This window comes from Methylocella silvestris BL2 (genome assembly GCF_000021745.1).
In the GTDB taxonomy this organism is placed as follows: Bacteria; Pseudomonadota; Alphaproteobacteria; order Rhizobiales; family Beijerinckiaceae; genus Methylocapsa; species Methylocapsa silvestris.
In genome coordinates, this window is record NC_011666.1 from 387664 (window position 1) to 410429 (window position 22766).

A 22766-nucleotide genomic window follows, 5' to 3' on the forward strand; every position below is an offset into this window, starting at 1 on the left:
GAGACTTCTCCCTTGAGGCGTGACCGCAGAAGGACGCCGCCGCGCCATTGGCGCTATGGCTGCGGCGTCACAACGTCTTGCTGATATAACCGCAGACATCGGAACAAAATTCCGCGGCGCCGTCGACGGAAGTGAAGTGATCGACTGATTTACGCAAGGATTTTTTGGTTTACATGGCGCCCCCTCTCCTCGTGCTGCAAAGCGTGTCATTGACTTTTGGCGGACGGGCTCTGCTCGAAGGCGCGGATCTCTCCGTCAGCGCCGGCGAGCGGCTGTGCCTCGTCGGACGCAATGGCTCCGGCAAATCGACGCTGCTCAAGATCGCCGCGGGATTTCTCGAGATCGATGGCGGATCGCGTTTTCTGCAGCCCGACGCCACCATCCGCTATTTGCCGCAAGAGCCGGATCTCTCCGGCTTTGACACGGTCTTCGCCTATGTCGAGGCCGGGCTCGGACCGCTTGGCGATCCTTATCGCGGCCGGCGGCTATTGAACGATCTCGGGCTGACTGGCGAGGAAAACCCCAAAACCCTCTCTGGCGGCGAGGCGCGCCGCGCCGCGCTGGCGCGCGTTCTTGCGCCCGAGCCCGATATTTTGCTCCTCGACGAGCCGACCAACCATCTCGATCTGCCCGCCATCGAATGGCTCGAGGCTGAACTCAAAGGACTGCGCTCGGCGCTCGTCATCATCAGCCATGATCGCCGCTTCTTGCAGAATCTCTCGCGCTGCACGGTCTGGCTCGATCGCGGCCGCACGCGCTCGCTGTCTCGCGGTTTTGCCGATTTCGAGGCCTGGCGCGACCAGACGCTGGAGGAGGAGGAGCGGCAAAGCCACAAGATGGACCGCAAGATCGTCGCAGAGGAGCATTGGCTGCGCTATGGCGTGACGGCGCGGCGCAAGCGCAACCAGAAGCGTCTGTCCGGTCTCAACGCGATGCGGGTCGAGAGACGCCAGCGTCAAGGGGCGGCCGGCGACGTCAGACTCGTCGCCAGCGAGGGCAAGATTTCCGGCAAGCTCGTCGTCGAGGCCGATGAGATCAGCAAATCCTATGGCGAGCGCCTGATCGTCGCCAATTTCTCGACGCGGATTTTACGCGGCGACCGGGTCGGAGTGATCGGCGCCAATGGCGCCGGCAAGACCACGCTGATCAAGATCCTGACCGGCGCCGAGCCGCCCGATTCCGGCCGCGTGCGCCTTGGCGCCAATGTCGAGTTGGCGAGCCTCGATCAGGGCAGGGCGAGCCTCGATCCGGAAACCGCGCTGAAGGACGCCCTGACCGGCGGCGGCAGCGATTTCGTCGAGATCAATGGCGAGCGCAAGCATGTCGTCGGCTATATGAAGGATTTTTTGTTTGGGCCGGAGCAGGCGCGCACGCCGATCGGCCGCCTCTCCGGCGGCGAGCGCGGCCGGCTGATGCTGGCCCGGGCGCTGGCGCGGCCGTCCAATCTGCTGGTTCTCGACGAGCCGACCAATGATCTCGATCTTGAGACGCTGGACCTCCTGCAGGAGATGCTCGCCGATTATAAGGGCACGCTGATTATCGTCAGTCATGATCGCGATTTTCTCGACCGCGTCGCGACCTCCGTCGTGTTGGCCGAAGGCGGCGGCCGCTGGGTCGAATATGCGGGCGGCTATTCCGATATGGTCGCGCAGCGCGGCTTTGGCGTCGGCGCGGGCCCCAGCGCGGCCGCGCCCGGCAAAGCAAAGGCCGCGCCGGCGCCGCGTGCGGAAAAGCCTGCGGCGAAGCCGAGATTGAGCTTTAAGGAGAAGCACGCGCTGGAAACGCTCCCCGCGCGCATGGAGCAATTGCGCAAGGAAATGGGGAGCCTGCGCCTGCTACTCGACGATGCGGGATTTTACGCGCGCGATCCGGCGCGATTTGCCCAAACCTCGGCGGCTTTCGCCAAATATGAGGCCGAACTCAACGCCGCCGAGGAGGATTGGCTGGAGCTGGAAATTCGGCGCGAGGAAGTCGGGGGTTAACCAAGATCACGATAATTTAGGATTCAATTAAAATTATAAAAACGGTGATCGATTCCAAGTGATTGCGCGTCACGCCCATTTGCGGTCGGCGGTAAAGCTGATGTTGAGCCAGAGCGGGGTTTCCTTTTCCTCGAGCTCCGCAGCGATCTCGTCGCGGATGTGGTCGAACACCTCGATGCTCGTCGCCGGAAAGCCGGGCGGCACGAGAAAATAGGCGTCGATGAAGCGGGCGCGCCCGGTCTTGGCGACATAGCTCGTGAAGCCGGCGAAGCCATGACGGACATTGGCCGCCTCCAGCACGCGCCGGACCTCTTGATCCAGGGCTTTCGGCGCGACCAGAAAAATCTCCTTAACGCCGCGCACGACGGTCATGATCGGGATCGGCGCCAGAACGACAATCACCGCGGCAAGGACGATCGGATCGACATAGGGCGACAGCGACCCATGGTTCGCGCGCTCAAGCGCCATCGCGCCGAGAAAGCTGACGAGCAAGGCGAGGCTCACCGCGCCGCCGATTAGAAAGCCGCGCGCGTCCACCCGCAAAAGCTCGGAATTCAGCGCTTCGCCAGCCCGGCGCATACGAACGGCCATCGCCAGACAGACGGCGCAGGAGATGATTGCGTAGAGCGCGGCGGGGCCGAATTCGACGCGATGGCCGCCCTGCATCAAAAGGCTGACGGCGTCGAAAAAGGCGTAAATGCAGGACAGCGTCAGGATCGTTCCGTTGAACGCCGCAACGATGGGCTCGAAATGCCAATAGCCGAACTGGAAGCGACGGCTGCCGTCCCTGGTCAGAAGCTTCGATACGATCAAGGCGAGGCTGGTCATGGCGACGTCGACGACCGAATAAAATCCGTCGAACAGGATCGACCGTGATCCGATGACGAGGCCGGCGATCAATCCCAGAGCGCCAAGGCCGAGCGTGACGGCGATCGAAAGCCGCAGCAGGTTTTGTTCCGCGCCGACGTCTTGAGGCTGCGCGACTTCACTCAATTTCTGCTCCCCCGATTGAGAGCCGCTGTGCGAGGAAATCGCGCGCCGGTCAAGGCTGCGCCCGGCGCATAGACGCCTTGTCGCGCGCCGCCTATGTCTGTAGGATCGCGCCACGCACAATCCTCGCCCCATGCGCGCAAAGGTTGCGCCTCCCCTATCCATGAGTGCAAGGCATGACAGGCTCCCCACAAGATCGAGCCGACGCTGCTCCCGAGCGGCTTTTGCCGGAGCGTCTCGTCTCCGGCTACGAGGCTTTCCTCGGCGGGCGCTTCGCGCGCGAGCAAAGCCGCTTTCAGCATCTGGCGGAGGCCGGACAGAGACCGCGCATCCTTTTGATCGGCTGTTGCGATTCCCGCGTCTCGCCGGAAGTTATCTTCGACGCCAGCCCCGGCGAAATTTTCTGCGTCCGCAATGTCGCCAATCTCGTCCCGCCGTTCGGGCCGAACGACGATTTGCATGGAACCTCAGCGGCGCTTGAATATGCTGTGCTCGCTTTGCGCGTCGAACATATTTTAATACTTGGCCATGCCAGCTGCGGCGGCGTCCGGGCTTATGCCGAAGCGGATCTCGATCCCTATCAAAAGCCGCTTTCGGGCGGCGACTTCATTGGCAAATGGATCAGCCTGATCAAACCGGCTGCGGATCGAGTCGGCCCGGCGACGGAACCGGTTGAAGACTATTCCGAGCGTCTCGCCTTCGCCTCGATCATTCAGGGGCTCGCCAATCTGCGCACCTTCCCCAAAATTGCGGAGCTCGAAAAGCGGGGCTTGTTGACCTTGCACGGCGCATATTTTGGCATCGCGGGCGGCAAACTGTTGGCGCTCGATGAAGGGACGGGACGCTTCGAGGCGGTCTCCGCGCAGGCGCACGCCGCGGCATTGAGCGAACCGCGCTTTTAGGTAAAGCCGCCGCTTTCTGGCTTGATTCCAGATCTTTACGTGATTTTCCTTCTGATTGACATCAAGCGCCGACGCGAGTCCTGCGGCGCTTGCGCTTGCCGCATGGCCTAAACCCGCACAGCGATGTTGCGCCGGCGTCACAAGGCGTGCATCTTATGAGGCGGGAGCGCTCCGAAGAGAGCGCGAAGATACAAAGTGGGAAGGAGACCCAAAATGACAATCGCTCGCATTCTTGCGGAAAAAGGCCGGAACGTGAGCACCATCCAGCCTCACCGCACCATTGCGGAAGTTCTGCAGATTCTGGCGGTCCAGAATATCGGCGCGGTCGTCGTAACCGACTCCGAGGGTGGCGTTCTCGGAATTCTCTCGGAGCGCGACATTGTGCGCGCGCTTGGCCGGGACGGGGCCAGCGCATTGGACGACGCGGCGTCGAAATATATGACGGCCAAGGTCATCACCACGCTGGAAAGCGAATGCGTCAGCATAGCGATGGAGAAGATGACGACGCGGCGCTTCCGTCATCTGCCGGTCGTCAAGGACGGCAAGCTGGCGGGGCTCGTATCGATCGGCGATCTGGTGAAATTCCGCCTCGCCGAGATGGAGCAGCAGCACGAAGCGCTGAAGGAGTATATCGCCACAGCCTGAGGCCGCACGCGGCTTATGACGGCGCTGTCGCCGCGCGGCAAGACAGCATGCTTTGTTGCGCCGCGCCTTTGCGCGTTTCCCGCCTCGCCGAAGAACAAGGCCTGTTTCAGTCATCCTTGAGCGGCGGCGCGTCGTCGCTTCGCGGCGTCAGGGCGATATGCTCGGCGATTTCCGTGATGGCCCGGCGCGCGGCCTCGCGGCCGATCTCAATGAGTTCGCCGGCGCGATGGAAATCAAACAGCCCGATCTTGCTGACGCGCGCGTTGATGATGACGTCCGGCGGATCGCCCGCGAGCCGCGAGCGCGAAATGCGGCCCTGAGCAATGTTGAAGGCGTCCATCATCGCGCTGCCCATACCCGGCGCGCCATCCTCGCGCTTGCCGAAATGCCGGCGGTGGGTTCCGCGCAGGGCGCCGAACAGGCCGTTCCTGCGCGGCTCGCTTTCGATCGCCACCGCAAGTTTTTCGAGCGAGGGCTCGATTGATAGCCGGTCGCTGACGACAGAGCCGCGATAGCCATTGTCGCCGACGAGGTTGACGGCCAGCACGATCTCCGCGCCGAGCGCGCGGCAAACCGTGACCGGCACGGGGTTAACCAGCGCCCCGTCGAACAGCCATCGTCCGTTGATGCGAACCGGTTCGAAAATGCCGGGCAAGGCGTAGGAGGCGCAGATCGCCTCGACAGCGTCGCCCTTGGTCAGCCAGATCTCATGGCCGGTGCCGACTTCCGTCGCCACTGCGGCGAAGCTCTTTGGTAATTCTTCCAGCCGCTGGCCTTCGAGCGCTTGATGCAGCCGGCGGCGCAGGCGAGCGCCGGTCAGGAGGCCGACGCCCGAAAAAGACACGTCCATCATGCCGAAGACGCTTTTTTTCGTCAGACTGCGCGCGAATAATTCGACATTCTCGAGCTTGCCGGCGGCGTAACAGCCGCCGACCACGGCGCCGACCGACGTCCCCGCGATGACGTCCGGAAAAATTCCATGCTCGGCAAGTTCGAGCAGAACTCCAATGTGGGCCCAGCCGCGCGCGGCGCCGGCTCCGAGCGCGATCCCGATTTTTGGCGCGGCGCGCATGAAATTCAACTCTTTTCCCGCAAAGACGTCACAAGCCGGGATGCGTCGACTCGCCCCGTCAAACACATTGGGGGAGTGTTCTCTCCCGATGTTGACAATTATTGAACAGGCAGCCAGCCGCGCCGATTTTCGCGGCCGCCTGACGTTTGCATGGCGCGCCGCTGGCCCTCGTGGCCGACCTTTGAGGCGGCGCCAATGCGAGGCGCCGCGATGGAATCAGGCGGGAAGCCGGCCAAATTGCGCGGCAAGAAGAAGCGCCACCACCGCGGCCAGCAGCGCATAGGCGAGATAAACTTTTTTCACGGCAATCTCCGAGCGCGACGCCCGCATGAATCCCGGCGCGCTATGCGCGCCTCACCACAAAAGTGGCGTGATTTGCCGGAAAGACAAGCGCAGGCGCGATGATTTCCGATCCGGCGCCGGCGCCCGCAACAGAGATCGGCGGAGCCCTTTGGGCGCAGATCAGGCCTGATCGAACAGGAGAACCGTCTCGCCATCGCCCGTCTCGGACAGGCGGCGATAGAAGCAGGAGCGCCGTCCGGTGTGGCACGCGCCGCCATCCCCGCCGGCCTCGATCGTCAGCAGCAGGGCGTCCTGATCGCAGTCGGCGCGGATTTCCCGGACTTTCTGCGTCTGGCCCGATGTCGCGCCCTTGCGCCAGATCGACTGACGCGAGCGCGACCAATAATGCGCCTCGCCGGTCGTGAGCGTCAGCCGAAGCGCCTCGGCGTTCATATAGGCGACCATCAGGATCTCGCCGTCTTCGGCTGCCCGCGTCACACAGATGATGAGGCCGTCGGGTCCGAAGCGCGGCGTGAAGGCGGCGCCTTCCTCGAGTTCCCGCTTCGAGGCGCTTAGGAGGTCTGGCGGGGCAGGGGCGTCGGACATCAGAATCCTTCTGCGCCAGAGCGCGGGCGCAAACCGGCGATCGCCGCGCTTGCGGCCGAGGCTATTTTCCGCGCCGCAGCAAGGTGAGGAAGCGCACCTGCTCGGCGGGGTCGTCGCGGAAGACGCCGGTGAACTGGGTCGTGATCGTCTGCGCCCCGTGTTTGCGGACGCCGCGCATTGACATGCACATATGTTCGGCTTCGATCATCACGGCGCAACCGCGTGGGCGCAGATGCAGGTCGATCGCGCCAACGATTTGCGCCGTCAGAGCCTCCTGTGTCTGCAGCCGCCGGGCGAAGACGTCGACGAGACGGGCCAGCTTCGAAAGGCCGACGACGCCCTCTTCGGACGGATAATAGGCGATATGGGCGACGCCGATGAAGGGCACCATGTGATGCTCGCAATGCGACGAAAACTCGATGTCGCGCACGAGAATCAGGTCGTCGTAGCCGTGGACCTCCTCGAATACGCGGGAGAGCACTTCGGTCGCGTCCTCGCCATAGCCGGAAAAAAGCTCCCCATAGGCTTTGACGACGCGGGCGGGCGTATCGACGAGGCCCTCGCGATTGGGGTCGTCGCCGGCCCAGCGCAGCAACACGCGCACCGCGGCTTCAGCCTCTTCGCGCGTCGGCCGGGCCTCCCGCGCTGAAATGTCGCGCTGCGGCTCGGAGCGTTCAACCAAGGACTTAACCACGGCATCCATCAGTGGCGCCTCCAAAAACGTCAATGTTCATCCTGCAGCGGCTCCCGGGTGAGGAGCAGCCGTGTTTCCGCGGCCAGAAGCAGATTGCTGCTGAAAGCAGAGGCGCCGAACGGTCCATTCTCGGGGGAACTGCCGAGAAATGCGCCAAAGTCTCGTCGTTACGCCCTTAGATTTCTATATAGTATGACAAAACGGCCGTCACCCCGAAGCTTCCGTTGCGGATCGCCCATGCTGACAGAAATCTACAACAGCCGCATCCTGGAATTGGCGGGAAATATCCCGCGACTGGGCAGGCTGGCTGCGCCTGACGCCACCGCCAAGGCGCATTCGCGCTTATGCGGTTCGACGGTTATCGTCGACATCGTCATGAAAAACGGAAAGATTGTCGATTTCGCCCATGACGTGAAGGCCTGCGCGCTGGGCCAGGCGGCGGCCTCGATTATGGCGCGCCATGTGATTGGCGCAACCGCCCCGGAAATCCGCGCGCTGCGCGACCGGATGCGCGCAATGCTCAAGGAGAATGGCGCGCCGCCGGACGGAAAATGGGCGGAGGCGGCGGTGCTTGAACCCGTCCGCGACTATAAGGCGCGGCACGCTTCCACTTTGCTGACCTTCGACGCGACGCTCGACTGCGTCAATCAGATCGAGATGGCGCAGGCGCAACAGCAGGAGGGATAGGGGCCGGAGCCCCTGATCGCCGGTTCAGGGCAGGAACGGGATGTCCAGATGGAAGGAATGCGCAATCACGACGCCGCCGGTGTATTGGTTCAACGAGCCAAGATTATTCGGGATCGGGCTCGCGGCGGCGCTGGAGACGAGGCGGCTATAGCCCCCGAACACGGTCGCGCTCCAATCCGGCAGGAAATCATATTTGACCGAAGCGAGGCCGCCGACGGAAGCGAGGCCGCCGTTCGCCTGATAAGCCCCGACCCTTCCATTTACCGCCGCCTCATAGGGCGTCACGGAAAAATAAGCGTTCATATATTGGGTGTCGCCGAATTGCAGGCGCGGACCGATTGCGAAAGTGAAGGCGTCGTATTTCTGGATGGCGTCGAGCGCGATGTTGGCGTCGAGCCCGTCATGGCCATTGACGCCCTGGCGCACTTCGGCGCGGGCGCGGAAGTGCTCGGTGTACCAAAGCTCGCCATAGACGCCGAGCTCCAGCGTCCAATCGACGTCGTGGAGGCCATAGAAGGCGCCGTTGCCGCCGCTGAGCCCGCGTGAGGACATGACGCGGCCGACCGGACCGGCTTTGAACCAGCCGATGTCGAACAGCGCGAGGCCGAAGCCGTCGTCCGGGGAGGCGAAGGGCTCCGGTTCGCCGGGGCGGCGAAGGGCCAGCGTGCCGGTCGGCCACACGGTCACCGACTTCGCGCCGGGAAAGGATGTTTGAACCTGCGGCCCGAGGCCGACCGTCAGGGTCCAGCCGCTCGCCGGCGGTGGCGGCGTCGGCGCGACGTCGGCGGCGAAGCCTGCCGAGGCCGTGGCGGAAACAAGTCCAGCGAGAGCCAAAGTTTTGATCATGGACACGGGATGGGCACCACAGGCTATAAGGCAGGAAAACGCTGCGATACTATGCGGCGAGTCTGTGGCGGCTCATAGTGTATATCCGCCACAGTCCCACGCGATACGCACGCAGGATCGGCGCCCGATGGGACAGACCTGATGCAACGCATGACGCGAATTGGGCGCGGGGCGGCCGTGGGGCTGATCAGGGCCTATCAGCTGACGCTGTCGTCGCTGGTCGGCTCGCAGTGCCGCCATCTGCCGAGTTGCTCGGCCTATATGAGCGACGCGATCACGCGCCACGGGCTTTGGGCCGGCGGCTGGATGGGATTTGCCCGGCTTTGCCGCTGCCAGCCTTTTGGCACGGCAGGATTCGATCCCGTTCCCGCCGAACTGCCCATTGGCGCGCGCTGGTGGCGGCCGTGGCGCTATGGCCGCTGGCGCGGCCCGCTTCTTCAGGGCGACGAGAGCGATGGGGCCGAAGCCAAGTCAGGCTCCGAGCCGAAGCGCGACGAGGGCCAGGGCGACGGCGCAGGCATTGGAGACGTTGAGGCTTTTAATCGGTCCCGGCATGTCGAGACGCGCGACGAGGTCGCAATTCTCCCGCGTGAGCCGGCGCAGTCCCTTGCCCTCTCCGCCAAGGATGAGCGCCAGCGGCCGGCTTAGCGGGGCGTCGGTCAGGGTGCTTTCGCCCTCCGAATCGAGGCCGACGCGCAGATAGCCCTGATCCTTCAGGGCGCGCAGCGCGCGCGCGAGATTGACGACATGGATGATCGGCACATGTTCGAGGCCGCCCGACGCGGCTTTCGCCAGAACGCCTGTCAATTCGGGCGCATGGCGTTCGGTCATCACCAAAGCGTCGACGCGAAAGGCCGCCGCCGTCCGCGCGATGGCGCCGACATTATGCGGATCGGTGATCTGGTCGAGCACGAGGACCACGCCGCTTTCAGGGGCGATGTCGGAAATGTCGAGAGCTTCGAACGGGCGCGCCTCCAGCATGACGCCCTGATGCACAGCGGCGGGGCCTAGCCGGCGCGACAGGTCCTCGGCCGCCACGAGCCGCGCGGTCAGTCCGGCAGCGGCGATCTCCGGCGCGAGTTTTTGCGCGGCCGCCTCGGTTGCGTAAATGTCGAACATCTTGCGTTTTCCGGCGCGCAGGGCCTCGCGCACTGCATGGAAGCCATAAAGGACAGAGATATCAGCCGAAGAGCCGCGGAAGGAGGGCGTCGCGGCTTTATGCGGCGGTTCGGCCGCGCGCGCCGGACGCGGCGCTGGCCCGGCGGGCCCCGCGGCGCGCCATCCTTGCGGCTTGTCGCGCCGGGCTGGGCGGGACGGTCCGCCTGTGGCGTCCATGGGTTTGTCGCGTTTCAAATCAAAAGCTCGGCGTTGCGCTGATCATCGTGGTTCAACGTCTGTGTCATGAGCGCAGGCTGAGCGCAATCCGCGTCCGCCGCGCCGGTCGCCAGAGATTTCCAGTTGACAGCAGCGGGCGGGGTTTCCATAAGCCGTCCATCAAGTCCGGCGACGGAATCTTGGGGGAGTGTCCCGAGCGGCAAAGGGGGCGGACTGTAAATCCGCTGGCTACGCCTTCGTAGGTTCGAGTCCTACCTCCCCCACCACCGCCCGCTTTCGTTCCCGCCCCGCTTTTGTCCCGGGGGGGGGGTCGCCAAGAGCGGCGCCGGCGCTTCCCGCCGCAAATCGGTGAATTGGTCTCAAGCGCAAGAAAAGCGCCGCACGCGTCACGAGACGGCGGGGCGCTTTTCGTTCAACAACACTGCGCTAGACTACAGACGCCGCTCCAGGGGCGGCTATTCGAGATAGCCGTATTTCGAGTAATATTTCCGATAATAATGATTGCCGTGATAGCGCTGGTAGCGGCTCTGCGCGGCCATATCGACCTTGTTCAGGACGACGCCAAGAAGACGGTCGTACACACCCTGAGCTTCGGACAGTCCGCGCTCGACGATGTCGATCTTCGTCTTGCCCCACTCGATGATGTAAACATAGGTGTCGATGACATGACCGGTGGTGCGGACGTCCACGATCGGCGCCACGGGCGACAGATCGACGATGATATAATCATAATTCGTCCGCAGGCTGTCGATCAGGCTCTTCATCGCCGCCGAGGCGAGGATTTCGTTGGTGTGCGGCAGCTTCGACGTGGCTCCGGCCGCAAGGAAATGCAGCCGGCTGGTCGAAACCTGGATGATGGCCTTTTCGAGCGACACATTGCCGATGACGACGTCGATCAGACCAGGCGCGTCCGGGGCCAGCCACCGCGACAGCGACGGGCTGCGCAGATCGGCGTCGACGAGGACCACATTGCCGCCGGCGTCGGCGATCAAATGAGCCAGATTGGAGGCGAAAGTCGATTTGCCTTCATTGGGCAGCGTTGAGGTCAGGCCGATGACCTTATGCGATTTCAGCGCGCCATTGAGATCGGCCGCAATTTTAACGGATCGCACCGCCTCGGCGTAGCGGGAGAAAGGCGCGTCCACGACATTGCGCAGGAAGCCTTGTCCGGTCGCGGTTTTGGTGTCGCCGTCTTCTCCGTCGGCGCGCGGGCCCGCGGCCTTGAGGGCCGGCGCGATGGCCAGACAATTAACCCGAAGTGTTTCTTCGACCTGGTCGCTGGTGCGGAAGACGCCGTCGGACGCTTCGCGGAGATAGGCGACCGCGAAGCTCAGCAATCCGCCGCCCGCGAGCGCCAGCATCAGGATCATCGAGCCCTTGGGGGCGCTTTTCACCAGTGGCGGCATGGCGGGGCTGATCAGCCGCGTCTCGCTGATCGGCGCGGAATCCTGCTGCTGCATGGCCTCCATGTAGCGCTGCAGGAAATTGTCGTAGAGCGAGCGCGCCGCTTCTGCATTGCTGGTCAGTTCGCGGAGCTGGACGCCGGCTTCCCCCGAGGTCTGCGACTGGGTGACGGCGGCGGACAGATGATCCTTAAGCGATTGCTCGCGGGTGCGCGCGATCTCGTAGTCGCTCTTGTAGCTCTCCGCGATCTTGCGCATTTCGTCGGAGATGCTGTGGCGAATCTCCTGCATCTGCGTGCGCAGATTGACCGTTGCGAGATGGTTCGCGCCGTAGCGCTGCGAGAAAATCGCCTCGCGCTGCGCGAGGTCGAGATATTGCTGGCGCAGCTTGATGATGACTTCGCTTTTCAGCGCGTCGGCCACGGAGGCGTCGGGAACGTCCTGCGACATGACCGCGGTGATGCGCTCGAGGCGGGCGCGGGCTTCGGCGGTCGCGGCGCTGGCGAGAATGAGCTGGCTGTTCACTTCCGACAATTGCTGATCGTTGATCAGCTTGCCGCCTGTCCCAGAGCCCGTGTCGACGATATTGTTCGCCTTCTTGAACTCGACGACCGCATGTTCCGCCGCAGAAGCCTGCGTGCGGAGCTCCTTGATGCGCTCGGCGAGCCATATCCCGGCCCGCTTCGTGGCGTCATATTTGGCGTCCATCTGATTGGCGACGAAGGCGTCGACGGTCGTGTTGACGATCAGCGCCGATTTCGCCGGCTGCAGCGAGGTGAAGCCGATGTCGATGACATAGGTCAATCCCTCGCGCGTGACGCTCAGCCCGCCCCTGAAAACGCCGAGGGCGATTTGCTCCTTTTCGGCGTCGGTCAGCGGCGTGACCGGTTTCGGCGGGAACAGGAAGCTCAACAGGCCGCCCTTCGACTCGGTGGGGGGCGAAACGAACTCGGGATCGTCGATCAGATGCAGCTGACGAATCACCGCAAGGGCGACGCTATCGGACTTCAGGAGCTCGACCTGCGTCTGGACCTGGGCGGCGTCGATCTGCGCTTCGCCCATCAGGGTCTGCTTCTCCGACAACACCTGCATCTTGCGCGTGTCGATCACCATCGATCCGACGGCGGTGAATTTCGGCGGCGTATTGGCGAGATAGAGGATCGCCAGGGCGACGCTGCAGATCATGATGACGATGACGATCGGCAGCTGCCGGCGGATGATGCGCGCTGCATTCTGCAGGGCGTCGATCAGCGGCGCGATGACTTTTTGGGAGTCCTGGCCGGCGAGGGGCGCCCTTTTGTTGATCTGAAGCATAAATGTCAACTCGCTGTCGGCCGGATCAGATGGTTAATTCGTTATCATACAAGCTTGCTTGACTACAAATATCGCGCACCGCCGAATTCCGTGCGGATACTTGCGAGAGCTCCTTGGGATGCCAGCTCCGCCAGATAAATTCGACGGGCTGAGCCAGCGCAGGACTGTCGCGTGAGAGAACGCGGCGCCTGCGCAGCCGTCCGCGATCCGGCGCGCAAAATACGCGCCCGACACACCTCGCGCATCCCCCACTTGCGCTGAATTATTCTCATCGAAAAGCGCTTTAAACTTATCAGACTGTCCCTGGACTTACAATCGCAACCGCCAACTATCCAATCTTCCAGCAAAGCTTTATTTTTCCTGGGTCTTCGCGCCGTCGTCTATCTTGCCTTCAATCATGACAAACAATTGACTGTGACCGTAGGTTGATCTTTAGTGGATGCGCTAAGACGCTGGTTTTTACCTTCGCGCGGTCCATCATTGCCATATAAAGCTTGACGCTGCGGCAAAGCTGGCTGCATTTTCTCCGGAAATAGGAAGCAATAGTTAGGCCAACTCTCCCCTTGTCCACGGTCACGCTCGCGCCTGGCGGCCCGCCGGCAGGCTCACCCGCTGCGCACGGCGCTCCAGAATCCCGCGCATTGCAGGGTCGGCGACGACCATGTGCCTGACGCGAGCCGGCCTTTGACCTTGCCGGCGACATTGGCGACCTGATTGTCGCGCCGGAACGCCAGCGAGACGCCGCCTTGCGCGTTGATTTTGCCCGAGGCCTGCATGAATCCGTCCACGGGAGAACTGACGCGCCCCGCCGAGACGGTGATGGTCCAGCGGTAGACCGGATCACAGCCGCCGGTCCGCGTATGAATTTCCACGGCGTAAACGCCGTCATGGGGGCCGGCCCTCAGCGAGGGCTCTCCCAGCGCATCGCCGCTCGACGCGCCCGCAATAAAGACTGCGAAAACAAGAGAAGGGGTGACCAGGGGGCGGCTGCCAAAACCCATTGCGAGATCTCCGCGTCAGATCATTTAAAATTGCAGATCTCGCCGCAAAGACCAAGCGAGGCTGAGAAAAAATGCCGCATGATTCATTCGCTTTTTTCAAAGCGGGAGGTTCGCGCTTACTTCGTTTCGGGCGCGGCCAGCCGTGGCGGCAGCGGGGTCGGTTTGCGATCCTTGCCGATGGCGACGAAGACGAACAGGGCTTCGGTCACTTTGTTCACGGCTTCTTCCTCGCGATAGCGCCGCCACGCCTCCACCTTGACGCGCATCGACGTGCGGCCTTCGCTCACCAGCCAAGCGTATAGGCTGACTTCGTCGCCGACGAAGACCGGGCTCAAGAAGGTCATTCCCTCGACAGTCACGGTTGCGCAGCGCCCGCGCGCGCGCCGCGCCGCGACGTTGCCGGCCGCAAGATCCATCTGCGCCATCAGCCAGCCGCCGAAAATATCGCCGGCGGGATTGGTGTCGGCCGGCATAGCGATGGCGCGGATCACCGGAGACCGATCCGGCGGGCCCGGTTCGGCGTCGGAATGCGTCTCAGAGCTTTGTTCGGATTCATTGGCCATCATGCGGCTCCTGACGCCGGCCGCAGGCGTTGAATTGGCGGTTGAGCGATCTCATTGCCCCTCCAAATATTTCCGTGGGTCTCGCTCATTTCGGCGGTACCGGACATCCCATGTCGCCCTCCGCGCAGTTCAGATAGACGCCGAGCGCCTTGACGCGGTCTGCGGTAAGGGCGTTGCGGCAGTTCGCGACGATTGTTGGATAGATGCTGCCGTCCTTGACGGAGCTGGCGGCGAAGGCGCATTCGCCGTCGCGGAACTGCAGCCAGGCGCGTTGCGCGGCGATCAGGGATTGCCGCGAATCGTCGCTGTTTTTGAGGCGGCCAATGAGGCTGCGATAGATTGCATTGAGTTCGGCGTCGGTATTTTTCAATGCTGTATTGGCGCAATCATTGATCGCGGCCTGGGTCGCCGCCGCGCCGCAATCCTCGGCCCTGGCGGTCATGCCGGACAGCGCGGCGAAAAGTGAAAGGGCGACAATGAGAGGGCGCATCGGTTCGTATTCCCCGTCAGACAACGAGATCGAGGAAAGAGCGCCCGAGACGGTCCTCCGTCTCGACGATCCAGAGGTCGGGATCGAATTTGATCTGCCGCGCCAGCTTGAGCTCGGCCTCGGCCGGATCGATCCATTCGGCCGCGTGCAGACGCGCGAACAAGCGATCGTTGGCTTCCATCATTTCGCTCTGGGGAGCCGGCCCGAATAGCGCCGCCGCGCCGTCGAGGCGGTCGATCTTGACGAAGATCGCTCCAGCTTCGGCCGCGCCGCGCCGCCGCAACACAGCCGCGGCGCCCTCATGCGCGCAGCGCCGCAGATAGGCCGAGACCCAAAAATCGGCGCGCAGCCTCATTTTTCCATCCGTCGACAGGGTGATCCAGAATCGCCTTTGCCGTTATAGAAGGGACATGCGCCTCGTCGATGCAAAATCTGTGTCGGCGTATCGCGGCGCTGGCCGCGAGGGCGCTGGAACGCGATGACCTTGGATTGGATCAACCACCGGCGGCGTAGCCGTCGCCTGTCTCGCGCTCGATTGCCGCCCGCTTGATCAAAGGATTGCCTCATGGCCGCGCTGAAAACCGTCCTCGACCGCATCGACGCCAATCTTGAAGCCGCGCTGGCGCGGCTGTTCAAGCTCGTTTCCATCAAATCCGTGTCGACCGATCCCGCTTTCGCCGATGATTGCGCGGCCGCGGCGCAGTTTTTGTCGGATGAACTGGCTTCGCTCGGTTTCGAGGCCTCGGTGCGCCCGACCGCCGGCCATCCGATGGTCGTCGCCCACGCCAAGGCGGCCCGGCCGGATGTGCCGCATCTGCTCTTTTACGGCCATTATGACGTCCAGCCGCCTGATCCGCTGGAGCTTTGGGAGAGCCCGCCATTCGAGCCGAAGATCGTCGAGGCGGAGACGGGACGGCGCATCGTCGGCCGCGGCGTCGCGGACGACAAGGGCCAGCTGATGACCTTCATCGAGGCTGTTCGCGCCTTCAAGGAGACCGGCGATCTCCCTTGCAAAATCACGGTGCTGCTGGAGGGCGAGGAGGAGACGGGTTCGCCCTCATTGCCGGTTTTTCTCGCCGCCAACAAGGGCGAGCTTGAGGCCGATCTCGCGCTCGTCTGCGACACCGGCATGTGGGATCGGCGCACGCCCGCGATCACCACCATGCTGCGCGGCCTTGTCACGGAGGAAGTGATCATCCGCGGCGCAGACCGCGATCTTCATTCGGGGATTTTCGGTTCGGCGGCGGTCAATCCCATTCACGCGCTGGCGCGCGTCATCGCCGGACTGCATGACGCGGACGGGAAAATTACGCTGCCTGGCTTTTATGACGCCGTCGCGGAATTGCCGGAGGAGGTCGCCGAACAGTGGCGCGCCCTGAAATTCGACGAGGCCGCTTTCCTCGGCGCCGTCGGCCTCTCGGTTCCGGCCGGCGAGAAAGGCCGCAGCGTGCTCGAGATGGTCTGGTCGCGACCGAGCTGCGACGTCAACGGCATTATCGGCGGCTACACCGGCAAGGGCTCGAAGACGGTGTTGCCGGCGCAGGCGAGCGCCAAGTTTTCGTTCCGGCTGGTCGGGGCGCAGGATCCGGCCAAGATCGCCGAGAGCTTTCGCGCCTATGTGCGCAAGAGCCTGCCGCAAGATTGCCGCGTCGAATTCATCCCCCACGGCGGATCGAAGGCGCTGAACCTGCCGTTCAGTTCGGAATCGCTGTCGCGCGCGAGCCGGGCGCTGCAGGCCGAGTGGGACGCGACGCCTGTGCTCGCCGGCTGCGGCGGCTCGATCCCGATCGTCGGCAGTTTCAAGAGCGACCTCAATATGGATACGCTGATGATCGGCTTTGGCCTCGAGGACGATCGCGTCCATTCGCCAAACGAGAAATATGAGCTGAGCTCGTTCCACAAGGGCGCGCGCAGTTGGGCGCGGGTGCTGGACGCCCTAGCGCTGTGAAGGCGCCATGCCGTGCGTCATGTCCTGACGTTCGACCTGCTCGGGCCAAGGCCGGAACGAAACGCGCGCGCCGAAACGGCGATTCGACCTTCACTTCGGGTCCCGACTGCACGGCCGGGACGCAGGCCAGTCGCCCCTGTAGCCTCAGTTGAAGACCTCCAGCTCGCTGAGGCGGCGAACCGCGTCCGGGTCGTGGGCGGGCAGGACGATGGTCGGCTGCTGCGCGGCGTAGGCCGATATGTTGCGCAGCGTCGCGAGCGCCGTCGCGGGATCGTTTGTGACGCCGTCCGTGCGCCCCGCCCGGAGATTGTCCTGCGAATAGGCGGCGTCGCCTGCGATGAAGTATGAGACGTCTTCCCCTCGAACCACGACCGAGCAATGCCCCGCGACATGGCCCGGCGTTGGCACAAGCGCGATCCGGCCGTCGCGGGTGATCGGCCGCGAATTGGGAAAAGGGCCGATCGGCGGACCGTCCGTCGCCACCAGTTCCGGCTTGAACCACACTGGCCAGCGGTGCGGCAGGCAGCCCATCAATTTGCCCCGGAGGCCGGTCGACACTTCGTAATTGGCGCGAGGTCCGATGATCCGGTTGTGCGGGAAATGATCGAGGCCGCCGGTGTGGTCGTGGTGGAAGTGGGTGAGGATCACCGCGGCGAGATCGCGCGCCGGGTCGAGCCCCATGTCGCGAAGGCGGGGCCGACCTCCTCGGAAGGCGCAACCCGGATCGAGACCTGACGATAAAACGGATTCCAGCCTGGCAGATATCCCGGCGCCGAGTTGCGCCAAGTATCGCCGGTATCTATCAGAAACCGGCCCTCGGGGTGTTCGACGAGGAAGCACAGGATCGGCAACGGCTCGACCCAGTTCTTGTCCCGGAAAATATCGATTTTGCGGCCGATCGGGCCGCGATCCTCGCGCCCGGTTCTCTGCGCCGTCTTCATTCGGGCCTTGCCCGTCTCGATCGCGGTAACTTTGATCATCTCCGTCTCCAAAAAACGAACGAACGTTCCTTTTATAAAACTGTTCGATGGCCCTTGTAAAGAACGGTCGTTCGTTTTATTAGGTGCTAATGCCGAAGATTTCAGACGCCAAGCGCGACGCACGCCGAGCGCAGATTCTCGAAGCCGCCTGGACGAATTTCCAGCGGCGCGGCCTGCACGCTACGACGATGGACGACATCATCAGAACGTCGGGACTTTCTGCCGGCGCCGTCTATTCCTACTACCCGAGCAAGGAGGATCTGATCTTTGCCGCCGTGACCTCTTCCCTCAGCGGCCTGCGGCTTCGCCTGGAGCCGATACTGGAATCAGCGTCGCAGCTGCCGCCGGACCAGTTCGTTGGGAAGATCGCGGAGGCAATTTCGGCCTTCACCGCGCGCGACGGATACGACCTGAAGCGGATCGCCTTGCTCGGATGGAGCGAGGCGCAGCGCAACGAGCGGCTGCGCGAGACCATGCAGACATTCTATCGGATCTTCCGGGACCGGCTCACCGAGGCCGCGGAGAACTGGCGACAGGCGGGCGTGCTAAGGGAGCGGGCATCCGCGCGCGACGTCGCAAAGGTCATCCTGGCCGAAATTCTCGGCTTCGTGGTTCAGGCCGCGATCCTCGGCGAGGTCGAACCAAAGCACCTGGCAAAGGGAATCCGGGCTCTCATGTCGGCCGGCGCAATCGATACATCGTGACCGGAGCGGGCCGCGACGCCGTGCTCGCCGGCTCGATCCCGATCGTCGGCAGTTTCAAGAGCGACCTCAATATGGATACGCTGATGATCGGCTTTGGCCTCGAGGACGATCGCGTCCATTCGCCAAACGAGAAATATGAGCTGAGCTCTTTCCATAACGGCGCGCGCAGCTGGGCGCGGGTGCTGGACGCGCTGGCGCTGTGACGCCGGGAGACTGAGACGTCAAACAGCGTCACATAGACGCCGCGCGGTCCGCTTAAGGTTTGGTCGGGACGATGCCTGCACGCGGCGGCGGTAATACGCGTCCCGTGCAGCAGGCGTGGCGAGCGGCCAGGTGGCGCGCGCGCCGCCAGCGCGGATTGAAAATCGGCGGGGAAGTCATGGAGCCTAGTTTCAGTCCCGTCGACCGCGCGAGGAACGCGGCGGAGGCGGAAAATGTCCTGTTGCGGCAGATGGATCTGCTGCTTACCGTCGCGACTCGTCACGCCGGCCGGATCACCCGCAGCCACGGCGCGCTGTTGCATGCGGCCTTCGAGCAGGCGCAGGCGCTCGCCGCCGCGGCCAATGCGGCGCGGGCTCAACTGCCGCAGCAATTGTTTGATTATTGGATCGACGCCGCGCAGCGGTCGGCGTTGACGATCGACGTGCTGCGCGAGCGCGCCAACAACGATTTCGCCCATGAGGCCGCTGGAACGCCGCCTATTCTCATCTATGACAATGAGACGATCGTCGACGGGCGCAGCCTCAAGCGGCCGGTCAATTATGTGCTGCTCAAGATCCTTCCCCCGCCAGGCGTCAAGATTCTCGACTGGAAGCGGCCCTATATGATCATCGATCCGCGGGCCGGACATGGCGCCGGGATCGGCGGCTCGAAGCACGACAGCCAGGTCGGCGTCGCGCTGGCCGACGGCCATCCGGTCTATTTCGTCGCCTTCCGTCCGCATCCAGAGCCGGGGCAGACGCTCGCCGACGTCATGCGGGCTGAGGCGGAATTCGTCAAAGAGATCGCGCGGCGCCATCCGCAATCGCCAAAGCCGATCATCGTCGGCAATTGCCAGGGCGGCTGGGCGGCGACGATTCTTGCCGCGGCAAACCCCGACATCAGCGGCCCGCTGGTGATCAATGGCGCGCCGATCTCCGCATGGTCCGGCCGCGTCGGCGAAGACCCGATGCGCTATCGCGCTGGCCTCAATGGCGGCGTTGCAACGCCGCTCCTCCTGTCGGATCTTGGCCATGGCGAGTTCGACGGAGCCTATCTCGTCGCCAATTTCGAGGCGCTTAATCCCTCGCGCCATCACTGGACCAAATATTACGATCTCTACGCCAATGTGGACGCCAATCGCGACAGCTTCCTCGAATTCGAGCGCTGGTGGGGCGGCTATCATTTCATGACGGAAGCCGAGATCCGCTGGATCGTCGAACAGCTCTTCGTGGGCAATCGCCTTGCGCGCAACGAGGCCCGGATTGAGCACGGCCGCCAGATCGATTTGAAGCAGATCCGCTCGCCGATCATCGTCTTCACCAGCTATGGCGACGCCATCACCCCGCCGCAACAGGCGCTGAACTGGATTCCCGACACTTACGCCGACGAAAACGAGATCAAGATCCGCGGGCAACGGATCATCTATATGATCCACGAAAAGGTCGGCCATCTTGGCATTTTCGTCTCGTCCTCCGTCGCCAAGCGTGAGCATTCGGAAGTCGGCTCGACCATGAAGACGATCGAGGCGCTGTCGCCCGGCCTTTACGAAATGCAGATTATCGATCAGGAGGGCGAAGGAATCGGCGCCCGCTTCCGGGTTAATTTCGAGGAGCGCAAGACGGCCGATATCGAAGCGATCGACGACGGACGCCGCCGCGAGGACATGGCTTTCGCCGCGGTCAATCGCCTGTCCGAACTTGGCGGCGAACTCTACGACCTCTGTCTGCGCCCGCTGATCCAGTCCCTCGTGACGCCGCAAAGCGCGGCCATGCTCAGGGCTGCAAATCCCGTGCGATTGCGCCGGGCGCTCTTTGCCGATCGCAACCCGGCCATGCCTGTTGTCGCAGCCTTGGCGTCGCAGGTCAGAGCCGGGCGAAAACCCGCCGACGCCGCCAATATTTTTCGCCGCACGGAGGCGTTATGGATGCAGTCGGCGGGGCAGGCGATCGATTTTCATCGCGACCTGCGCGACGCATGGAACGAGCTGATTTTTTTCGGGCTTTATGCGTCGCCGCTGATGCAATGGGTCGGCCGCACGCATAATTTCCAGCGCACGCGGAAGGATCCGGCGGAACTTAAATCTCTGCCCGAGGTGCAGGCGATTCTCCTCAACATCGGCCGCGGCGGCTTTCCCGAGGCGGTGATTCGCATGCTGATCGTTCTGGCCGGGACGCGCGGTTCGGTCCGCCGCTCGCGGCTCGAACGCTCGGCGCGGGTCCTCAATCACGACGAGCCCTTCGCCTCGCTTGGCGCGGAGCGGCGGACGCAATTGATCCATGAGCAATCGGTGATCGTCGAATTCGAGCGGGATCGCGCGGTCGACGCCCTCGCCGGCCTCCTTCCGGAGACGGACGAACGCGTCAAGGCGGTTGATGTCGTCGAATATATTGCCGGCGCGCGGGATGAGATGGAGCCGAACACGCTGCAAACCCTGCAACGTTTCCGGCGCGTCCTCGGCCTGCCGCTGATCGAGGCGCGGCCTGCGCTGGTCGATCCCCTGGCCGAAGCCATGGCGTCTAGATCAATCGGCCTCCAATAGGCGGCGGACGGGGCCGAACCTCACGCCGACTCGAAAATCTTGTCTTCGGGGGGCGAGGATCTCCGCAGCTTGACGCCGGCGATATGCAGCCCGGCGAGCAGCACGGCGGCATAGATCAGCGCGCCGCCGAAGCCGAGCAGCAGAAGCTCGGTCTCATTGGCGAAATGGCCGATTTTCGCGCCGATCCGCTCGATCGGCGCCGCCGCGAGCAGCGCGAAAAAGGACAGCGCGCAGGACGCGGTCGAGACGCAGGCCGCCGTCTTCCACAAGATGAGGTCGGGTTTCATCGAGCCACGCCGGATCGCAAAAAAAGCGAGCAGCAGCAGATTGACCCAGGCGCCGACGGCGGTCGCCGTCGCAAGGCCGGCGGCGCCCCAGGGTTCGAACAAGATCAGCTTCAGACCGATGTTGACCGCGACCGCGGCCAGCGAAATCAGCATCGGCGTCTTGGTGTCGCCATGCGCCTGAAAACTGGCCACCGCCGAGCGCAGCAGCACGATCGCGATGAGGCCAAATCCATAGGCGGAGAGCACGTCGGCCGAGGCGTAGGCGGCTTCGAGCGTAAAGGCGCCGCGCAAAAAAATGCCCTTCATGATGAAGTCGGGGATCATGATGAAGGCGACGAAGAAAGGCGCGGTCAGCACCAGCGAGATGGCCATCGTCCGGTTCTGCGCGTGCAGCGCCCCCGCGGGCCTGCCGGCGGCAAGGAGGCGGCTCATCTGCGGCAGCAGCACGGTTCCGGCTGCGATGCCGATGACGCCGAGGGGCAGCTGATAGATGCGGTCGGCGTAATAGATCGAGGACGGGCCCCCCGTCGGCAGCATGGAGCCGATGATCGTGTCGGTGAAAAGCGCGATCTGGACGCCGGCCGAGCCGATCACCGCGGGGCCGAGCGTTGTCAGGAAGCGCTTGACATTGGCGGTCATCCTTGGCCAGGCGAAACGCTCGAGGATGCCGGCGCGCCAGGCGGCGACGCTGGTGAGGGTGAGCTGCAACACGCCGGAGATCGTCAGGCCCCAACTCGCCGCCACGCCCGCATCGGGAAAGAGATAGGCGACGCCAAGAAAGGCGATCATCGACAGATTCATCAGCACAGGGGCGAAGGCGGCGGCGGCGAAAAGCCCATGCGCGTTGAGCGCGCCTGATTGCAGCGTGACCAACGTCACGAACAGAAGATAAGGAAAGGTGATCCGCGTCAGCGTCACCGTCAGGTCGAATTTTTCAGGGTCCTCGCGAAATCCCGGCGCCAGCAGATCGACGAAGGCGGGCGTGAACAGAAGCGCAAGCGCCAGCAGCACGAGCTGGCAGACAAGCAAACCCACGAAAATCTGGCCCGAGAAGCGCCGGGCGCCGTCGAGCCCCTCGCCCTGCAGCACCTGCGAATAGGTCGGCACGAAAGCCGCGTTCCATGCGCCTTCGCCGAAAATGGCCCGGAAGTGATTGGGCAGCCGCTGCGCGACGACGAAAGCGTCGGCGAGCAGCCCGGCGCCCAGCACCGCGCCAAGCACAATGTCGCGCAAAAAGCCTGCGGCGCGCGACATCAGCGTGAAGCCGCCGACGGAGAGCAGGCTTTTATACATCG

21 protein-coding genes, 1 tRNA gene and 2 pseudogenes are annotated in these 22766 nt (G+C 63.6%); 10 read left to right on the top strand and 14 right to left on the bottom strand.

Going from position 1 to position 22766, the window contains the following annotated elements; translation table 11 throughout:
* Positions 1-173 precede the first annotated feature (173 nt).
* Entirely contained in the window at positions 174-1982 is a 1809-nt protein-coding gene (locus tag MSIL_RS01790) for an ABC-F family ATP-binding cassette domain-containing protein (protein ID WP_012589398.1), read from the top strand.
* Positions 1983-2051: 69 nt separating this feature from the next.
* Here the strand turns inward: MSIL_RS01790 and MSIL_RS01795 are convergent, their stop codons facing one another.
* Positions 2052-2975: a cation diffusion facilitator family transporter gene (locus MSIL_RS01795; RefSeq protein WP_012589399.1), complete on the bottom strand. Its 924-nt coding sequence runs from the start codon at positions 2973-2975 to the stop codon at positions 2052-2054.
* Positions 2976-3148: 173 nt separating this feature from the next.
* On the opposite strand from MSIL_RS01795, the gene MSIL_RS01800 reads away from it, so the two are divergent.
* Positions 3149-3874 carry a carbonic anhydrase gene (locus MSIL_RS01800; protein WP_012589400.1) on the top strand — a complete coding sequence of 242 codons (726 nt, stop codon included), beginning with the start codon at positions 3149-3151 and terminating at the stop codon, positions 3872-3874.
* Positions 3875-4087: 213 nt separating this feature from the next.
* A complete protein-coding gene (locus tag MSIL_RS01805; protein ID WP_012589401.1) occupies positions 4088-4519 on the top strand; it encodes a CBS domain-containing protein in 432 nt (143 codons plus the stop codon).
* Positions 4520-4625: 106 nt separating this feature from the next.
* Here the strand turns inward: MSIL_RS01805 and MSIL_RS01810 are convergent, their stop codons facing one another.
* The 3 genes from MSIL_RS01810 to folE form a co-directional block, all read right to left on the bottom strand.
* Positions 4626-5591, bottom strand: a complete 966-nt coding sequence (locus MSIL_RS01810) for a patatin-like phospholipase family protein (protein WP_012589402.1) — start codon at positions 5589-5591, stop codon at positions 4626-4628.
* A 462-nt stretch (positions 5592-6053) separates the two neighbouring features.
* Complete coding sequence (gene hisI / locus MSIL_RS01815) at positions 6054-6479, bottom strand: phosphoribosyl-AMP cyclohydrolase (protein ID WP_012589404.1); 426 nt, start codon at positions 6477-6479, stop codon at positions 6054-6056.
* Positions 6480-6540: 61 nt separating this feature from the next.
* Positions 6541-7182 (bottom strand): GTP cyclohydrolase I FolE, encoded by a 642-nt coding sequence (gene folE, locus MSIL_RS01820; RefSeq protein WP_012589405.1) that lies wholly within the window; start codon positions 7180-7182, stop codon positions 6541-6543.
* A gap of 228 nt (positions 7183-7410) precedes the next feature.
* On the opposite strand from folE, the gene MSIL_RS01825 reads away from it, so the two are divergent.
* Positions 7411-7860: an iron-sulfur cluster assembly scaffold protein gene (locus MSIL_RS01825; RefSeq protein WP_012589406.1), complete on the top strand. Its 450-nt coding sequence runs from the start codon at positions 7411-7413 to the stop codon at positions 7858-7860.
* 24 nt (positions 7861-7884) lie between these two features.
* Here MSIL_RS01825 and MSIL_RS01830 read toward each other — a convergent pair whose 3' ends face one another.
* Positions 7885-8706 (bottom strand): MipA/OmpV family protein, encoded by an 822-nt coding sequence (locus MSIL_RS01830; protein ID WP_012589407.1) that lies wholly within the window; start codon positions 8704-8706, stop codon positions 7885-7887.
* Positions 8707-8856: 150 nt separating this feature from the next.
* Here MSIL_RS01830 and yidD point away from each other — a divergent pair.
* Positions 8857-9135: pseudogene (gene yidD, locus MSIL_RS20485) on the top strand (membrane protein insertion efficiency factor YidD); the annotation flags it as partial.
* 42 nt (positions 9136-9177) lie between these two features.
* On the opposite strand, the gene rlmB reads toward yidD, so the two are convergent.
* Entirely contained in the window at positions 9178-10059 is an 882-nt protein-coding gene (gene rlmB / locus MSIL_RS01835; RefSeq protein ID WP_012589408.1) for a 23S rRNA (guanosine(2251)-2'-O)-methyltransferase RlmB, read from the bottom strand.
* Positions 10060-10222: 163 nt separating this feature from the next.
* Here rlmB and MSIL_RS01840 point away from each other — a divergent pair.
* Positions 10223-10307, top strand: a tRNA-Tyr gene (locus tag MSIL_RS01840).
* Between the two features lie 189 nt (positions 10308-10496).
* Here the strand turns inward: MSIL_RS01840 and MSIL_RS01845 are convergent.
* The 5 genes from MSIL_RS01845 to MSIL_RS01865 all read right to left on the bottom strand — a co-directional run bounded on the left by MSIL_RS01845 (position 10497) and on the right by MSIL_RS01865 (position 15167).
* Positions 10497-12758 (bottom strand): polysaccharide biosynthesis tyrosine autokinase, encoded by a 2262-nt coding sequence (locus MSIL_RS01845; RefSeq protein ID WP_012589410.1) that lies wholly within the window; start codon positions 12756-12758, stop codon positions 10497-10499.
* Positions 12759-13363: 605 nt separating this feature from the next.
* Positions 13364-13759 carry a hypothetical protein gene (locus tag MSIL_RS01850; RefSeq protein WP_012589411.1) on the bottom strand — a complete coding sequence of 132 codons (396 nt, stop codon included), beginning with the start codon at positions 13757-13759 and terminating at the stop codon, positions 13364-13366.
* Between the two features lie 116 nt (positions 13760-13875).
* Positions 13876-14322, bottom strand: coding sequence for an acyl-CoA thioesterase (locus MSIL_RS01855; protein WP_012589412.1), 447 nt, complete (start codon positions 14320-14322; stop codon positions 13876-13878).
* An 85-nt stretch (positions 14323-14407) separates the two neighbouring features.
* Positions 14408-14812, bottom strand: coding sequence for a lysozyme inhibitor LprI family protein (locus MSIL_RS01860; RefSeq protein ID WP_012589413.1), 405 nt, complete (start codon positions 14810-14812; stop codon positions 14408-14410).
* A 16-nt stretch (positions 14813-14828) separates the two neighbouring features.
* Positions 14829-15167, bottom strand: a complete 339-nt coding sequence (locus tag MSIL_RS01865; protein WP_012589414.1) for a DUF1491 family protein — start codon at positions 15165-15167, stop codon at positions 14829-14831.
* A gap of 210 nt (positions 15168-15377) precedes the next feature.
* Here MSIL_RS01865 and MSIL_RS01870 point away from each other — a divergent pair, with 210 nt between their 5' ends.
* Entirely contained in the window at positions 15378-16760 is a 1383-nt protein-coding gene (locus MSIL_RS01870; protein ID WP_012589415.1) for a M20/M25/M40 family metallo-hydrolase, read from the top strand.
* Between the two features lie 144 nt (positions 16761-16904).
* Here MSIL_RS01870 and MSIL_RS01875 read toward each other — a convergent pair whose 3' ends face one another.
* Positions 16905-17441: an MBL fold metallo-hydrolase gene (locus tag MSIL_RS01875; RefSeq protein WP_244406198.1), complete on the bottom strand. Its 537-nt coding sequence runs from the start codon at positions 17439-17441 to the stop codon at positions 16905-16907.
* A complete protein-coding gene (locus MSIL_RS21845) occupies positions 17405-17740 on the bottom strand; it encodes an MBL fold metallo-hydrolase (RefSeq protein ID WP_244406199.1) in 336 nt (111 codons plus the stop codon). Before MSIL_RS21845 ends, MSIL_RS01875 begins: the two co-directional genes overlap by 37 nt.
* Positions 17741-17829: 89 nt before the next feature.
* Here MSIL_RS21845 and MSIL_RS01880 point away from each other — a divergent pair, with 89 nt between their 5' ends.
* The 3 genes and pseudogenes from MSIL_RS01880 (at position 17830) to MSIL_RS01890 (ending at position 21184) form a co-directional block, all read left to right on the top strand.
* The gene (locus MSIL_RS01880) at positions 17830-18444 is read left to right on the top strand and encodes a TetR/AcrR family transcriptional regulator (RefSeq protein WP_012589416.1); all 615 of its coding nucleotides are present in this window, start codon (positions 17830-17832) and stop codon (positions 18442-18444) included.
* Between the two features lie 8 nt (positions 18445-18452).
* Positions 18453-18647 (top strand): annotated as a pseudogene (locus MSIL_RS01885) (hypothetical protein); the annotation flags it as partial.
* Between the two features lie 176 nt (positions 18648-18823).
* Positions 18824-21184, top strand: a complete 2361-nt coding sequence (locus MSIL_RS01890) for an alpha/beta fold hydrolase (protein ID WP_012589417.1) — start codon at positions 18824-18826, stop codon at positions 21182-21184.
* 20 nt (positions 21185-21204) lie between these two features.
* Here MSIL_RS01890 and murJ read toward each other — a convergent pair whose 3' ends face one another.
* Entirely contained in the window at positions 21205-22764 is a 1560-nt protein-coding gene (gene murJ / locus MSIL_RS01895) for a murein biosynthesis integral membrane protein MurJ (RefSeq protein ID WP_012589418.1), read from the bottom strand.
* Positions 22765-22766: the final 2 nt, after the last annotated feature.

Bases quoted from the DNA above. Each gene is read 5' to 3' on its own strand.
- MSIL_RS01790 (WP_012589398.1), top strand. From the start codon at position 174: ATGGCGCCCCCTCTCCTCGTGCTGCAAAGCGTGTCATTGACTTTTGGC.
- MSIL_RS01800 (WP_012589400.1), top strand. From the start codon at position 3,149: ATGACAGGCTCCCCACAAGATCGAGCCGACGCTGCTCCCGAGCGGCTT.
- MSIL_RS01805 (WP_012589401.1), top strand. From the start codon at position 4,088: ATGACAATCGCTCGCATTCTTGCGGAAAAAGGCCGGAACGTGAGCACC.
- MSIL_RS01810 (WP_012589402.1), bottom strand. From the start codon at position 5,591: ATGCGCGCCGCGCCAAAAATCGGGATCGCGCTCGGAGCCGGCGCCGCG.
- hisI (WP_012589404.1), bottom strand. From the start codon at position 6,479: ATGTCCGACGCCCCTGCCCCGCCAGACCTCCTAAGCGCCTCGAAGCGG.
- folE (WP_012589405.1), bottom strand. From the start codon at position 7,182: ATGGATGCCGTGGTTAAGTCCTTGGTTGAACGCTCCGAGCCGCAGCGC.
- MSIL_RS01825 (WP_012589406.1), top strand. From the start codon at position 7,411: ATGCTGACAGAAATCTACAACAGCCGCATCCTGGAATTGGCGGGAAAT.
- MSIL_RS01830 (WP_012589407.1), bottom strand. From the start codon at position 8,706: ATGATCAAAACTTTGGCTCTCGCTGGACTTGTTTCCGCCACGGCCTCG.
- MSIL_RS01845 (WP_012589410.1), bottom strand. From the start codon at position 12,758: ATGCTTCAGATCAACAAAAGGGCGCCCCTCGCCGGCCAGGACTCCCAA.
- MSIL_RS01850 (WP_012589411.1), bottom strand. From the start codon at position 13,759: ATGGGTTTTGGCAGCCGCCCCCTGGTCACCCCTTCTCTTGTTTTCGCA.
- MSIL_RS01855 (WP_012589412.1), bottom strand. From the start codon at position 14,322: ATGGCCAATGAATCCGAACAAAGCTCTGAGACGCATTCCGACGCCGAA.
- MSIL_RS01860 (WP_012589413.1), bottom strand. From the start codon at position 14,812: ATGCGCCCTCTCATTGTCGCCCTTTCACTTTTCGCCGCGCTGTCCGGC.
- MSIL_RS01865 (WP_012589414.1), bottom strand. From the start codon at position 15,167: ATGAGGCTGCGCGCCGATTTTTGGGTCTCGGCCTATCTGCGGCGCTGC.
- MSIL_RS01870 (WP_012589415.1), top strand. From the start codon at position 15,378: ATGGCCGCGCTGAAAACCGTCCTCGACCGCATCGACGCCAATCTTGAA.
- MSIL_RS01875 (WP_244406198.1), bottom strand. From the start codon at position 17,441: ATGGGGCTCGACCCGGCGCGCGATCTCGCCGCGGTGATCCTCACCCAC.
- MSIL_RS21845 (WP_244406199.1), bottom strand. From the start codon at position 17,740: ATGATCAAAGTTACCGCGATCGAGACGGGCAAGGCCCGAATGAAGACG.
- MSIL_RS01880 (WP_012589416.1), top strand. From the start codon at position 17,830: ATGCCGAAGATTTCAGACGCCAAGCGCGACGCACGCCGAGCGCAGATT.
- MSIL_RS01890 (WP_012589417.1), top strand. From the start codon at position 18,824: ATGGAGCCTAGTTTCAGTCCCGTCGACCGCGCGAGGAACGCGGCGGAG.
- murJ (WP_012589418.1), bottom strand. From the start codon at position 22,764: ATGTATAAAAGCCTGCTCTCCGTCGGCGGCTTCACGCTGATGTCGCGC.